Origin of the sequence: Pseudoalteromonas sp. SiA1 (assembly GCF_018732205.1) — a bacterium.
Classification (GTDB): domain Bacteria; phylum Pseudomonadota; class Gammaproteobacteria; order Enterobacterales; family Alteromonadaceae; genus Pseudoalteromonas; species Pseudoalteromonas tetraodonis.
The window spans coordinates 277,067-292,289 of the sequence record NZ_CP076084.1 but is presented as its reverse complement, the minus strand read 5'-3'; the positions used below and the strand labels follow the sequence as shown (position 1 = coordinate 292,289).

The window sequence follows — 15,223 nt, the reverse complement described above, 5'->3', positions numbered from 1 at the left end:
CCATGTAATTTTATTGAGTTAAGACAATCATTAGTCGTATTTCTAAATAAAATCGACTCTGAGCATTTTATAAATGACTTAGTGGAGTTATAATTGGTTTAAATTCCGTCATTTAAAATCGTGATTGATCACGTTCAAATTGAAGTGGGCAAGGCAAAATGAAAAAACTATCAGCTGCAGCATTACTTGTGCTAGCAACCACCGCATACGCACAGCCATATGATAACTCTATGACTGAAGATGCAATTAAAAAACGTTTAGCGCCTATCGGTGCTGTTTACCTTGAAGGTGAAAAAGTAGAGGTTGCTGCACCAACAGGGCCTCGTTCAGGCGAGCAAGTATATCAAGCGGCCTGTTTTGCTTGTCATGGTACAGGTGCTTTAGGCGCTCCTAAATCAGCTGACGATTGGGCTCCTCGTATTGCTAAAGGAAAAGATACCTTATTAGATCATGCAATCAACGGCTTCAATGCAATGCCGCCACGTGGTACATGTATGGATTGTTCTGATGATGAAATAAGCGCAGCAATCGACTTTATGACTGCTAAATAAAATCAGTCAGGCTAAAACTATAAATGAAAGGCTTACTCACAGTAAGCCTTTTTTGTTTCTAATTATCGATTTTTCGCAGCATAATTAAGATAAATATCTACTTGACGCAAAATGTTAAAAGTGGAACTATAATGATTAATAACTATACAAAAAATTATAACTGGTTAAACATCATTGGAAGATAAACTCATTGTACCGAGTAGCGTAGTGCGCCAAAATAAACGACTAAAAGCACTATTGAAAAAGTACAAACATGCCTACCACCTCCACAATGCCCTGATACAGCTATCAGAGCAAGCAAGTACTGTTGCCGAATTAACCTTACTTTACCCAGCTATTCATGACATTTTACAAAAGTATGTCCCGAGTAAAAGCTTTTATGTGGTGCTTGTTGAGCCGCAATCACAACAGTTGGAACTGTCTTATTTTTCTGATGAAAAAGATGGAATTTCTGTACCACTTAATCGGGAGAATAATTTTGAAGAAGGCGCAACGGGTTATGTGTTTAAGCAAGGAAAGACCACTTATTTCACTAAGCAACAAATGCATGATGCTGCACAGCAAGGCTTATTCAAAGCATTAGGTACACCTGCAGAACACTGGGTAGGCGTTCCAGTTTATCAAGAAAAAAATATTATTGGCGTATTAGCAGCGCAAAGTTACGACACTGAGCAAGGTTATAGTTCGCAACAAATAAACCTACTTGAAGCAATGTCACTTTATTTAGCGACAGCTATTGAACGCGTTAAGAAACGAGAGTTGCTCGAATCAGAAGTAAAACTAAGAACCCGTGCATTAACGCAAAGCAATGATGCTTTAAATGTTGAAATACAACAGCGAAAAAGCGCCCTGCAACGCCAGCAAATATTATTTAAAATTTCAGAGCTGACAACTCAAGCTAAAAACCTAGATGATGCTTATTTTCAAATACACGAAATAATAAAAACCATCACTTACGCAAAAAATCTTTATATTGCCTTGTATGATAAAGAAACGGGCTGGATTAGTTTTCCTTACAGTGTTGACGAATTTCAAGGCAGCACCCAACCAAGGCGCTTTGCAAAAGGGTACAGTGAGCTGGTGATCAGCACCGAAGAAACACAAATAATTCACCCGCAAAGAGCACAAGAGTTATTAGATAGTGGCATTGTAGAGCGTGAAAAACCAATTGATGAATCTAGAAGAGCCACCAGCTGGCTTGGCGCTCCGCTAAAAACATCGCAAGGAGTTATAGGTTTAATTGTTTGCCAAGCTTATAATAATGAACACCTTTTCACACAAGATGATGCAGAACTCATAACCTTTGTATCGCATCAAATTGCCACGGTATTACAAACAAAATTAGCCTCACAGGCGCTGAAAAAGAGCCACCAAGAGCTCGCTTCTCGAGTAAACGAAAAAACCAAAGAGCTAAGCCAAGCAAATTTGCATTTACAGATGCAAATTGATGAGCGTAAAAAAATAGAGCAGCAGCTGTATCACGATGCGCACCATGACTCATTAACAAGCTTGCCTAATCGTAATTTATTTTTAACGCAGCTAGAAAAAACGCTACAGTTTTACCAACGTCACCCTGATGAGCACTTTGCGGTACTGTTTATTGATCTTGATAAATTTAAAGATATAAACGACCAGCTTGGGCACCATGCCGGAGACGAATTTTTAATTAGCGTGGGTCAGTTGTTCTCTCAATGTATCCGTGAGCATGATTTATTAGCACGCTTAGGGGGAGATGAATTTGTAATTTTACTCACTCATTTAACCGAGCCAAACCAAGCTGAAGATGTTGCAAATCGAATCATCAACATCATGCGAAAACCTTTTTGTACAAAAGGTATTTGTGTGCAAAGCGGCGCGAGTATTGGTATCACTTATTCAAAACAAAGCTATAAACATACAGATGAAATTATTAGAGATGCTGATGCCGCAATGTATTACGCTAAAAACTCTGGTAAAAATCGCTTCGAATTATTTCACCCGTTACTCACAGAGCCAATGCTGCAACATGAGTCACAAACATTGCACCATCTTGATGTATTACCTATGACGTTTCGTAGCTCAGATATTATTTCTATGGATGAGCATTATCAATATGCCTCATTATTTGAAGCGTTTGGTGAACACCCTGTACTTGGCTTTACTAGTTTTGATATTTTAAAGAAATTTGCAAGTGATAAAGAACAGCATATAAAAGTAGAACTCCAACTGATTTTACAAGCGTATCAACAAGCGAAAGACTCTGAAATAAGCGTTGCTCTTCTGCCTTGCTCAAGTCTGCTTTTAGAAAAGCATGAGTTCTCTTTATTAACTGCTGCACTAAAGCAGCCATTAAACATTGATCCACTTTGTTTGTTGTTTGATGATCAAGAATTACGTTACGCCAGTGCGCTGCAACTAGAAAACTTAAAACAGCTTAAAGCGCTGGGCTACTCTATTGGTCTAAATAATTTCGCAAAGGATAAATGCGAGCTTAATTTAGTGACCGAGATAGAATTTGATTACTTACTATTAAGCTCCACTTTCAGTAAACGAATATTGCAGCAGGAATGCTATGACTTGCAGCTACAAGGTTTGCTGGCTATCACTAAACTTAAACACATTAAAGTGATTGCTAAAGGCCCGTCAATATTAAACTTCAGAGCCCTTTTAGATAAGCATGGCTTGAACTTGTTTGTTGCCAAACAGCACCCACTTAAAAGCGCGATACGTTCAACACTTATAAGCTCAGAATCAAAATAACGCTAAACACATGCTATTGTGGTTTTTTTAGCATTGCCCTTAAATTTGCAACCCGAGCTTGGCCTTTTTCCATGCGTTCAGCTTGAGTATTAGGCGCTTTTTTGTTTTCAAAGGCTAAGTCATCTTGTGGTAGCTCTTGCACAAACCGGCTGAGCTCCGTTTGCGATGTTTCACCAAATTGACGACGAATTTTAGCATACGTTAAGGTTAGCTCTTGCTGCGCGCGGGTAATACCTACATAGGCAAGGCGGCGCTCTTCATCTACATTATCCTCATCAATGCTTACTTGGTGTGGTAATAGCCCCTCTTCCATGCCTACCATAAATACATAAGGGTACTCGAGTCCCTTTGAAGCATGCAGCGTAAGTAATTGTACTGCATCTGCTTCATCTTCTTCCTCGTTACGCTCTAGCATATCGCGCAGGGTCAATTTACTAACCACTTCAGCTAACGTCATTGGCGGATTATCGGCATCGCCAGTCAGCATATCGGTGATCCAACGGTACAGCTCCGAGACATTTTTCATCCGCATTTCGGCGGCTTTGGCACTCGGTGATGATTCATATAAATAGGCTTCATAATTAATATTTCGCACTAAATCTTTGACCGCTTCTAAGGTATCGCTGCGTACTGCGTTATCCGACAGCTCAACCACCCAACGGGCAAACCCAGCTAACGCATTAAAACCACGTCCTTTTAGTCTGTATCCTAAGTCGTTATCAAAACAGGTGGCAAACAAGCTTTGATGTTTTTCATTGGCTAAGGTGCCTAGTTTTTCAAGCGTCACCGTGCCTATTTCACGCCGTGGCGTGTTCACGATTCTTAAAAAGGCATTGTCATCATCTTGGTTCACTAAAAGACGTAAGTAAGCCATGATATCTTTAATTTCAGAACGTGAAAAAAACGACATCCCGCCGCTAATTTTATAAGGTATACGGTTACTCATTAACGACTTTTCAAAACCACGCGCTTGGTGATTACCCCGGTACAAAATCGCGTAATCTTTATAGCTGGTGCGCTTCATAAACTTATGAGAAATAATCTCTGCAACCACACGCTCAGACTCATGCTCTTCATCGCGACAACCAATGACTTTAATTTGCTCACCATAGCCAAGTTCACTAAAGAGCTTTTTTTCAAACTCATGGGGGTTATTTGCAATTAATATATTAGCCGCTTTAAGAATGCGCCCTGCACTACGGTAATTTTGCTCTAGTTTTATTAATCTTAATCCTGGATAGTCTTTACTTAATAACACCAAATTTTGTGGGCGAGCACCACGCCAAGAGTAAATTGACTGATCGTCATCTCCTACCACAGTAAAGCGTGCACGTTCACCAACCAGCAATTTTACTAATTGGTATTGGCTGGTATTAGTATCTTGGTATTCATCCACCAGTAAATACCGAAAACGCTGCTGCCAACGCTCACGTGATGTGGCATTACTGCTTAAAAGCAGCGTGGGGATCATAATTAAATCATCAAAGTCGAGTGCATTATAAGCGCGAAGCTGATTTTGATAACGCGCATATAACTGAGCAAACAAGGCTTTTTGTGGCTCTCTGGCTTCGCGAATAGCTTGCTCTGGTAAAATGAGTTCATTCTTCCAGCTACCAATTTGCATTTTAAGTAGATTAAGTAAGTCTTTGTCTTTTTTAAGCTCATCTTCGGTTAAATCAGCAAGTAATTGATTCGTATCTTGGTCGTCAAACAACGAAAAACCAGGTTTGAACCCGAGTGTTTTTAACTCTTTTTTGATGATTTCAAGCCCGAGTGTATGAAATGTAGAGACCCATAAACCTTTTGACTCTTGCTTTCCTAAGGTTTGCAAAACCCGCTCGCGCATTTCTTTAGCCGCTTTATTGGTAAAGGTAACCGCCGCAATATTACGCGCTTGATACTCACACTTCTGTACTAAGTAAGCAATTTTGTTGGTGATAACTCGTGTTTTACCCGAGCCTGCGCCGGCTAATACTAAGCAAGGACCACTAATGTACTTTACCGCTTCATCTTGTTTAGGATTGAGTTTCATAACGACTAGCTGATTGCAAAAAGACGGGCAATTTTAACGTAATCACTACAATACGCCTAGCCAATAAGGTAATATTAGTTATTATCATTTTAGGCAACAGGCAAGGGACGACTATGATTAACCCAGCAAAACTTGAAGAAATTGCGAAACAGATCACTAATAACATGCCACAAGGTGTAAAAAACCTGGCTGATACACTTGAAGGTAAAACCAAGCAAGTGTTACAAAATAAGCTTGCCGAAATGGACTTTGTAAGCCGTGAAGAGTTTGATATTCAAAGCCAAGTGCTGATCCGCACCCGTGAAAAGCTAACTGAATTAGAAGCAAAAGTAGCGATACTTGAACAGCAATTATCGGCAAAAACAGACGCAGAATAATAAATATAACGCCATAGACGAACCTGCTTTATGGCGCTAATCACTCAGTTATTCAAATAGCTCGTCGAGCACATAGTAACCCGTTGCTTGTTGCTGCTCTATGCTCACCCTTAGCAATTTATTAGCTACTTGCTCACCGGTTATTGGTCTATACCGTTTGAAGATGCCAAAACGCGTTAACAGTGGCAGTACCACCTCACCTAACTTTTCTGCAATTCTAAGCTCTGATCGCTCGCCGACTAACAAAGACGGTTGCAATATACTCAAGCGCGAAAAACCAAGCTGCTTTACCTGCTGCTCAAGTTCCCCTTTGATTTTTAGGTAACGGCTCATGCTATGCGCATTTGCGCCACTTGATGACACCAAACAATAATGAGGAACACCGTTATTGGCCGCCATTTGCGCACAAATAAATTGGTATTCAAAATCAACTTTACGCTGTGCTGCTGCGCTTCCAGCTTGCTTTAACGTGGTGCCTAAGCAGGAAAAAAACACGTCACCTTTGAATAACTCAACGTAATGTGTCAGGTTCTCAAAATCAATAACATGGCTAGTTAATTTAGGATGAGAAAAGTCTAATTGGCGGCGCGATAAGCTCACTACTTTCGTATAGCAAGGAGATGCTAACAGCTGTTGTAATAACTGGCTGCCCACTAAGCCGGTACTGCCGATTATTAACGCCGTTTTAGCCATATTAAGCGTGACTACCCGCTGACTTGCTCAGTACATGGTGTACTGCTTTTTTATAGCTAGTGCATTCTTCTTCAGCGCAGCTAACTACCGACTCTAAATCATGCAAGTGACCGTTTTCTAATCCATATACCCAGCCATGCACAGTGAGCTCTTGACCTCGTAACCAAGCATCTTGAACAATGCTAGTGCGCGATACGTTACGCACTTGCTCAATCACATTAAGCTCAATTAAACGATCAAGACGCTGTTTTTCTGGTAGAGCATTAAGTTGCTCTAAATGCTTTTCTTTTACATCACCAACGTGGCGTAGCCAGTTATCAATAAAACCAAAGCGATCTTCGTTTAATACCGCTTGTACACCTCCACAACCGTAGTGGCCAACAACCATAATATGTTTAACTTTTAATACTTCGACCGCATACTGCATAACCGATAAGCAATTATGATCTGTGTGCACTACCACGTTGGCAACATTACGATGCACAAACAATTCACCCGGTAATAAATCAACAATTTGATTAGCAGGAACTCGTGAGTCAGAACAACCAATCCATAAATATTCTGGATTTTGTTGCATCGATAAAATTTTAAAAAATTCGGGATTAGCTTCGCTCGTTCTAGATGCCCAGCGTTTATTATTTTCTAGTAGGTTATTTAAATTTCTCATTACATCTCTTTTAGGTCGAGGGCGTTAAACTGGCTAAAATTAAAATATTACGGGGTGTTAATTGCTTCTCACAAAATGTACTAACACTGACGTTATAGCCTTGCTGTTGCAAATATAAAGCACGATCGAGCACAAGCCAAACTTCTATTGCTCTTCTAAACACATGTCGAACCAGTTCAACTCGCTCGGTTATCTTTTTTCGCGCCTGCCCAATCAATAAAAATTTATTGTAATCAATATCTTTTGGCAGTTTTAAGGCTTTTTTATCTGCCGCCCACTTACAAAATGATTCAAACGAATCTGAAAATATTGCTTTATTCACTGAGGGCACACTAACATACGCCGACTCACCGGTGAGTGACTTTCTTAAAGCATCAAACCCGAGTCGCCACTCAACTTCTGTTTTTCGTACTTTGCCCACTCGCGATGGAGCCGTGACGGTTTCTTGCAAGGCGAGTTTTAAATCTCGATGAGTTAAATTAAGCGCACTTCGCTTCGCCTGTTCGCTCATTGCTTGATAATTATTCTCGGTAAACAAGTGATAGCAACAAGGTGAAAAACTAATTTGTGTTACTTTGGCCGCACTGGCTTGATGCATAAAAGTTTGATGTAACGCACCGCAGGCATGTAAAGCAACGGCATGGGTTTGTGGGTTAAAAAAATCCTGAGTGTTATCTGTGAGTACATCAGCTTGGCTAAATTGCATAGCAAGCCCCTGTTGCTGCGCACTTTTTTGTCCTTGCTCACATAAGTGAGATTGTAGCTCAATACTGTGCACGCTCGGCGCACCATTAAAAGCTAACATTCGTCCTAAATGGCCTTTGCCTGCACACCACTCTAAAATAGGCTGATCATTGGCAGGTAGCGCACCAACAAAGTCTTGTAGCTGTGTAAACTTTCGTCCTTTAATACCGTTACTAATCCAAAACGGATAATCCGTTCGACTGCTTGTTATGACAGGGAGTGAAGCTAATTGGCTTAATTGCTCAATACCGGGTATGTAAGGTGAAAAAAACTGATAAAGTTGCGCTTGATCAGTATCTAACTCAGCAACGTCCTGATCAGTTAAAGCAGTTAGGGGGTCGTGTAATTCAGGCCACGGTAAACAGTCAAAATCAAACGCAGTACATTGCCAATACGAGCGCGTATTCATCAGTAACGAATCGAGGGCAGTAAATTGCTCAGTTAAGGTCATAACAGCTTAAAATATTAAAAAGGCAATAAATTATACCAGTACACTCGCGCCTAATTAAGCGGTTATTTTTTTAACCTCGCAGAGCAAGGGGATTACTTAACTTTCCCACCTTTTCTATTGGTTAAATTAGCCATTAGCGTGCTTTGAACATTAACCGTAAATAAAGGGGAATAGAAATAATACTAATAATAATGGCCGCAATCAGCATCCAAGAAAGCTGCAACGTTTCTTGTTTTTTATATTTATAAATAAAATCGGCTTTTACTTCGTCAAACTTTGTTTGGTCAATCTCATATAAATCAGCAATTAAACGCCATTTGGCCATCGACATATTACCCACATTGGTGCTTGGCGGCGCAATATAGTCTTTTAGCACTTCGGCCTCATAAGCTAATTGATGAAAACTACGTTCAGGGGCATAAAACTGCTGAGTAATGGCGATGGCTTCATCCATATTCATTACCGCATAACGCCACCCTTTTAAACTCGCTTGGTAAAACTTTTCTACCGTATCGGGGTGGTACTTAATCATGTTATCACTGGTAAATAAAATATCTGCGTATACGTCCATACCATAACGTTGTGGACATATAAGTCGATGAGCAATACCTTGCTGATCCATATAATAAGGTAAGTCGGTAACATAGACTTCGATGGCATCTATTTTATTTTCCATCCATGCTTTTTGTAATTTATCGCCTTTGTATATAGCCAACTTTTCGGTATTTATACCGCTGCGCTTGAGCATAGTTAACAACTCAGAATTGCTCTCTTTACTCACTTCACTTACACGTTTATTGACAAAATCACGGGCATGAAAAATATCAGAACTTTCTTTGACCATCCAGCAATAAGGAGAAAACTGTAATATGGCAGCCATGGCGACAAAGGGTTTACCTGCAATACGCTGCTGTAAAATACCAGAATGCGCAACCCCAAACTGGGCTTCACCACGCTCTACCGCGCCAAAACTATTGGGTCGTTTTTGATCTGCAGGCACAATAGTAACGTCTAAACCGGCCTCATCATAATACCCTTTTTGCTGAGCCATATAATAGCCCGCAAATTGAAATTGATGTGTCCACTTTAATTGTAGTGTGACTGATTCCTGCGCCATTAACTGGCTACAAAAAAGGCAGGCGCTAATTATCATTCCTTTAAGTAACAAAGAGAGTTTCCAAAAAACGTAGTGATTAACGTAACTATATGTAAAGCAGCTGATAAAGCAAGCATCCACAGAAGATGCCTGCTTAAAATAGGATTATGCTAAGGCGAGCTTTTCAAGCTTTTCTGCTTGAGGTTGTGTGGTTAAAAACTGGGTGAAACACGGGTTATGGGTTTCGTCTTGAACACTGTAACCTAGGCGGTTTAAGTGCTCATTAAACATCTCATATTGACTTGGCTCAATAGCAAAACCTGCCAATACATTACCCGTTGAACCGCCATGATTACGGTAGTGAAATAAAGTGATATTCCAATTACTACCCAGTGTATCTAAAAAGCGCGCTAATGCACCTGGGTACTCTGGAAACTCAAACCGCAGTAAGCGTTCATGTAGCTGCTCTGGCGCTTTACCACCAACCATATACCGTACATGAAGTTTTGCTAATTCGTTATCTGACAAGTCGCAAAACGAATAGCCATTATCGGTTAGGCTTTGTTTAAGCTCCTCAAGTTCTGCTAATCCTTGGCGCAGTGCAATACCAACAAAAATTTGCGCCTCGCCAGGCCCCGCATATCGGTAGTTAAATTCGGTAATAGCGCGCCCACCTAAAGATGCACAAAACTGTTTAAAGCTACCGCGTTTTTCATCAATTGTTACCGCTAATAATGCTTCGTTCTTCTCACCCAATGCAGTACGTTCAGCTACATAGCGTAAGCGATCAAAATTTAAATTAGCACCAGACAAAATAGCCGCTAAGTTTAACCCCTTTAAACCCGACTGCTGAGACCATTTTTTAAGCCCTGCAGTTGCAAGTGCGCCTGAAGGTTCGGCAATAGCACGGGTTGATACAAAAATATCTTGCATGGCAGCACATATTTCATCATCTGATACGGTCACCACTTCATCGCAAAACTTTTGCGCCAGTCTAAATGTTTCGCTACCAATTATTTTTACGGCAACACCATCGGCAAAGCTTCCTACTCTTTCTAGCTCTACAGGCTCTCCCGCTTCCATGGCAGCTTTTAAACAAGCGCTTTCATTAGCCTCGACCCCAATCACTTTAATATCTGGGCGCAGCGATTTAATGTATACCGCCATACCCGCCAGCAATCCGCCGCCGCCAACAGGAATAAATACCACGTCTAAGTCGTTCAGCTGTTGCATTAGTTCACGGGCAACTGTGCCTTGACCAACAATGACATCGGGGTCATCAAATGGAGGGACAAATACGCCGTTTCGCTGCTCAGTTAATTCAAGCGCATACGCCTTTGCGGCATCAAATTGATGACCATGTAACACGACTTCCCCACCCAATGCCCTTACCGCATTAACCTTTATTTCAGGTGTGGTCACGGGCATCACAATGGTGGCTTTGTGCCCTAAGTGTGAGGCACTTAGTGCCACACCCTGGGCATGGTTACCTGCGGATGCGGTGATCACAACCGAGCCTTTAGGCAGCTTATTTAATTTATTAAAAGCACCGCGTAATTTAAACGAGTACACGGGTTGCTGGTCTTCACGTTTTAACCAAACATGATTACCTAATCGTGCACTCAATTCGGCCATTTCACTTACCTCAGTCACCTTGGCTAAAGGCTCCATATTGGCTTGGATAATCGCGCGAAAATAATCGAGTTCTTGAGAAACCATACCTAGCTAAGCTCCTCCAGTTTGGCTAAATCGCGAACTGCGCCTTTATCGGCACTGGTTGCTAGTAGCGCATACGCTTTAAGCGCAGATGATACATAACGATCACGATTAAGCGGTTTATACGCTTGTTTACCACGAGCCAGTTGTTTTTGCTTGCGAGCTTCAAGCTCTTCATCGCTTAACGCCAGCGTTATTTCTCGAGTGGCAATATCGATGATAATTTTATCGCCGTTTTCAACATAAGCAATTGCGCCACCGCTGGCAGCTTCCGGTGATACGTGGCCAATCGATAGACCCGACGTGCCACCTGAAAAACGCCCATCAGTAATTAATGCACATTGCTCTGCCAAACCTTTTGATTTTAAATAGCTAGTTGGGTATAGCATTTCTTGCATACCAGGGCCGCCTTTAGGCCCTTCATAGCGAATAACCACCACGTCGCCGGCTTTTACTTCGCCATTTAAAATCCCTTCTACAGAGTCATCTTGTGATTCATAAACAACAGCAGTGCCTTCAAAGTGCAGCATTTCATCGACAACGCCGGCACTTTTAACAATACAGCCATCAACCGCTAAATTACCTGAAAGTACCGCGAGGCCGCCATCTTGACGAAATGCATGTTTAACACTGCGAATACAACCATGTTCACGGTCATTATCCCCTTCGTCCCAACGGCAATCTTGGCTCATGGCTTTAGTAGTACGAATACCAGCGGGACCCGCGCGGTAAAACTTTCGCGCCACTTCGTTATTAGGATCCGTTGCATCCCATTTTTTTACCAGCTCACCCATGGTCATGCCGGCAACATGATTAACCGATAAATCAACCAAGCCGGCTTTACCAAGCTCGCGTACTATGGCCATCATGCCACCAGCGCGGTGTACGTCTTCAATATGGTATTGCGCGGTAGCTGGGGCAACTTTACATAAAAACGGGGTTTTACGTGAAAGTTCATCAATGTGTGACATATCAAAATCAACGCCAGCTTCTTGTGCCGCTGCGAGTAAATGTAATACCGTATTTGATGAGCCGCCCATGGCAATATCAACCACCATAGAGTTCATAAATGCGGTTTTATTAGCGATGGCACGAGGCAGTACGTCTTGGTTATCTTTTTGGTAATACTCGCGGCATAAATCAACGATGCGAGCACCTGCTTCAACATACAATTGTTTACGGTCTTTGTGGGTCGCAAGCGTGGTACCGTTACCCGGCAGCGCAAGGCCTATTGCTTCTAATAAGCAGTTCATTGAGTTGGCAGTAAACATCCCTGAACACGACCCACAGGTAGGGCATGCAGAGCGTTCAACTTGCTCTGAGTCGGCATCACTTACCGATTCATCGGCACCTTTAACCATGGCATCTACTAAATCGAGTTTAATATCGATATTGGCTAATTTAGTTTTACCCGCTTCCATAGGGCCACCCGATACAAAAATAACCGGTATATTTAAACGCAGCGCCGCTAACATCATCCCAGGGGTGATTTTGTCGCAGTTTGAGATACAAATCATCGCATCAGCACAATGGCCATTGACCATGTACTCTACCGAGTCGGCTATTAAATCGCGCGATGGCAGTGAATAAAGCATACCGCCGTGCCCCATGGCAATACCGTCATCTATGGCGATGGTATTAAATTCTTTTGGAACACCGCCCGCTTGGGTGATGGTTTCAGCCATTAGTTCACTGAGCTGATTAAGATGCACATGCCCCGGCACAAATTGTGTAAATGAGTTAACCACAGCAATAATTGGTTTACCAAAGTCGGTGTCGGTCATGCCTGTTGCACGCCATAATGCTCTTGCGCCTGCGCGTTTACGTCCTTCAGTAGTCGTTGCACTTCTTAATTTAGCCATAGTTACCTCAGTATTTGCCGCAATAAATGCGGGCATTCCTCATTCTTAAAATTGATGAGTAACCACGTGAACAGTTACTCGTAAAATCTGTTACATTTTTTGTTATACAGCTTGTTGCTGTAAGCTTTGCAGCGTGACATGTTTCACATCAACCAATTTATTTAGTTGACTGGTAAGCAAATAAATTGGTTTATCGCTATCAACCGTCATGGCCATATTATATTGGCCATCGTCCATATTGAGCTGCAAGTGAGTTAAATCAAAACCACGATGACGCACGACACGTAAAAAGCGCTCGATTGCGACACTTTGGCTTTTTAAGGCAATAGTTAAACTGTGTTTCATTGTGCTTTCTCCGTCATCATTTCATCGTTAGCAGCCCCAGGTGGAACAAGTGGCCATACGTTTTCTTTATCATCAATACAAGCATGAACAATGTAAGGCCCATCGCTATTTAATAAGGCTGTAATTGCATCATCCACTTGATTGGCATGGGTAATCGTTTGCCCCGCAATACCAAAAACAGCCGCTAGCTGTACAAAGTCAGGGTTATCTGACAAGTTGGTTTCGCTATAGCGCCCTTCAAAAAATAACTCCTGCCATTGGCGAACCATGCCCAAACGCTGGTTATCAAGTATCAGTATTTTTACTGGTAAATTATTACGACGAATAGTGGCAAGCTCTTGGATATTCATCATGATTGAGCCATCACCTGATACGGTGATCACAAAGTCATCTTTTCTCGCTATTTGTGCGCCGATTGCCGCAGGTAAACCAAATCCCATGGTGCCTGCACCGCCACTGCTTAAGTGGTTGCATGGATGGTTAAATTTCATATGCTGCGCAACCCACATTTGGTGCTGACCCACATCGCAGCAAACAACACTGGTGCTTGGCATACGCTGGCTTAGTTGATTAAGTAAATAAGGGGCAAATACTTTTTCACCAGGGTAGTCGTAGCGCCATGCATGCTTAACCATCATTTGTTTATTATGATCACACCACGCTTTTGGCGTAACGACGCACTCAAGGGCGGGAAGTGAGGTTTTTAAATCAGCAATTAAAGAAGCCTTTGCGGGTTTACGTTTACCGACCTCGGCTGCATCTATGTCTAAATGAATCACGTTTGCTTTTGCAGCAAACTTAGCTAAGTTGCCTGTTACACGGTCATCAAAGCGAGCACCAATACACACTAATACATCACATTCTTGCACCGCTAAATTAGCGGCTTGACCACCATGCATACCTAGCATGCCTAAATCATATTCGTAATCAGGTAATACACTGCCCAATGCTTTAAGGGTTGAAACCGCAGGCATTTGCGTTTTATTTAAAAATTGCATTAATTCATTTTGCGCATCAGCGGCATGAACGCCCCCACCAACATACGCTACGGGTTGCTTGGCTTCACTGAGTAATTGATTGGCGATAGCAACTTGGTTTAAATTAAGTTGCGGTAAGTATTCATCTGCCGCTAACCAAGGTTTAAAAGGCACCTGCGCCATTTGAATGTCTTTGGGGATATCAACTAAAACGGGGCCTGGACGGCCGCTTTGTGCTAAATGCATCGCTTCTTGTAATATTTCGGCTAAATCTTCTGCTCGCTCAACCATGTAACTGTGTTTAGTACACGAAAGCGACATGCCAAGCACGTCAATTTCCTGAAAAGCATCAGAGCCAATAGCGGCGGTTGGTACTTGCCCTGTAATAGCAAGTAAAGGCACTGAGTCCATCATGGCATCTGCCAATGCGGTAATTAAATTAGTCGCTCCAGGGCCTGATGTTGCCAAGCACACACCTAAACGTCCAGTACTGCGTGCATAGCCCACGGCGGCAAACCCTGCACCTTGCTCATGGCGAGTAAGATAATGTTTTACAGGCGCACCATACAAGGCATCGTAAATGGGCATAATAGCACCACCTGGGTAGCCAAATACTTCATCTACGCCGTGTTTGGCGAGTAAATCTATTGTTAGTTCTGCGCCTGTCATTAGTAAATCCTCATTCCTGTGTGACAACCCATTAAAAATTTAACTCTAAAACTAAAAAGCCCCCCGGACGGTTAAGTGCGGAGGGCTTTTCAATGCTTAGTTTTTTAAAGCACTACGAAGCCCTCGCGGGAATAATCACCACGATAATAATCAGGACTAGGTTAAGTGCATTTTTAAGCATAAAATTCAGTACCATTTAAGATTTAGTCATTGCGAACATCTTGTTTCGCTGTCTTTTTATATTAGTACCGCGCTCAGGGCGGTAAGTCAACACCAAATTCAATTCAAAATAATTATAAAAACA

12 protein-coding genes are annotated in these 15,223 nt (G+C 42.0%); 3 read left to right on the top strand and 9 right to left on the bottom strand.

The window, feature by feature from the left end; all coding sequences use genetic code 11:
- The first annotated feature begins 158 nt into the window (after positions 1-158).
- Complete coding sequence (locus tag KK487_RS01345; RefSeq protein ID WP_024602126.1) at positions 159-551, top strand: c-type cytochrome; 393 nt, start codon at positions 159-161, stop codon at positions 549-551.
- A gap of 174 nt (positions 552-725) precedes the next feature.
- The gene (locus tag KK487_RS01340) at positions 726-3,290 is read left to right on the top strand and encodes a bifunctional diguanylate cyclase/phosphodiesterase (RefSeq protein ID WP_013463870.1); all 2,565 of its coding nucleotides are present in this window, start codon (positions 726-728) and stop codon (positions 3,288-3,290) included.
- A 13-nt stretch (positions 3,291-3,303) separates the two neighbouring features.
- Here KK487_RS01340 and rep read toward each other — a convergent pair whose 3' ends face one another.
- Positions 3,304-5,322 carry a DNA helicase Rep gene (gene rep, locus KK487_RS01335; RefSeq protein ID WP_076923014.1) on the bottom strand — a complete coding sequence of 673 codons (2,019 nt, stop codon included), beginning with the start codon at positions 5,320-5,322 and terminating at the stop codon, positions 3,304-3,306.
- A 113-nt stretch (positions 5,323-5,435) separates the two neighbouring features.
- Here rep and ubiK point away from each other — a divergent pair, with 113 nt between their 5' ends.
- Entirely contained in the window at positions 5,436-5,699 is a 264-nt protein-coding gene (gene ubiK / locus KK487_RS01330) for a ubiquinone biosynthesis accessory factor UbiK (protein ID WP_008112735.1), read from the top strand.
- 48 nt (positions 5,700-5,747) lie between these two features.
- On the opposite strand, the gene KK487_RS01325 is transcribed toward ubiK, so the two are convergent.
- From KK487_RS01325 to ilvG, 8 genes are all read right to left on the bottom strand, one after another.
- Positions 5,748-6,392, bottom strand: coding sequence for an NAD(P)H-binding protein (locus KK487_RS01325; protein WP_028834472.1), 645 nt, complete (start codon positions 6,390-6,392; stop codon positions 5,748-5,750).
- A 1-nt stretch (position 6,393) separates the two neighbouring features.
- Positions 6,394-7,059, bottom strand: coding sequence for a carbonate dehydratase (can, locus tag KK487_RS01320; protein ID WP_215521903.1), 666 nt, complete (start codon positions 7,057-7,059; stop codon positions 6,394-6,396).
- A 10-nt stretch (positions 7,060-7,069) separates the two neighbouring features.
- Positions 7,070-8,254 (bottom strand): methyltransferase, encoded by a 1,185-nt coding sequence (locus KK487_RS01315; RefSeq protein ID WP_024602123.1) that lies wholly within the window; start codon positions 8,252-8,254, stop codon positions 7,070-7,072.
- A gap of 133 nt (positions 8,255-8,387) precedes the next feature.
- A complete protein-coding gene (locus KK487_RS01310) occupies positions 8,388-9,371 on the bottom strand; it encodes an ABC transporter substrate-binding protein (RefSeq protein WP_033104328.1) in 984 nt (327 codons plus the stop codon).
- Positions 9,372-9,515: 144 nt separating this feature from the next.
- Positions 9,516-11,069 carry a threonine ammonia-lyase, biosynthetic gene (ilvA, locus tag KK487_RS01305; protein WP_013463863.1) on the bottom strand — a complete coding sequence of 518 codons (1,554 nt, stop codon included), beginning with the start codon at positions 11,067-11,069 and terminating at the stop codon, positions 9,516-9,518.
- Positions 11,070-11,071: 2 nt separating this feature from the next.
- Complete coding sequence (ilvD, locus tag KK487_RS01300) at positions 11,072-12,928, bottom strand: dihydroxy-acid dehydratase (protein ID WP_215522121.1); 1,857 nt, start codon at positions 12,926-12,928, stop codon at positions 11,072-11,074.
- A 102-nt stretch (positions 12,929-13,030) separates the two neighbouring features.
- On the bottom strand, positions 13,031-13,273 hold the full coding sequence (gene ilvM, locus KK487_RS01295) for an acetolactate synthase 2 small subunit (protein ID WP_028834467.1): 243 nt from the start codon (positions 13,271-13,273) through the stop codon (positions 13,031-13,033).
- Complete coding sequence (ilvG, locus tag KK487_RS01290) at positions 13,270-14,919, bottom strand: acetolactate synthase 2 catalytic subunit (protein WP_024602119.1); 1,650 nt, start codon at positions 14,917-14,919, stop codon at positions 13,270-13,272. The genes ilvM and ilvG overlap by 4 nt, the downstream gene beginning before the upstream one ends.
- Positions 14,920-15,223: the final 304 nt, after the last annotated feature.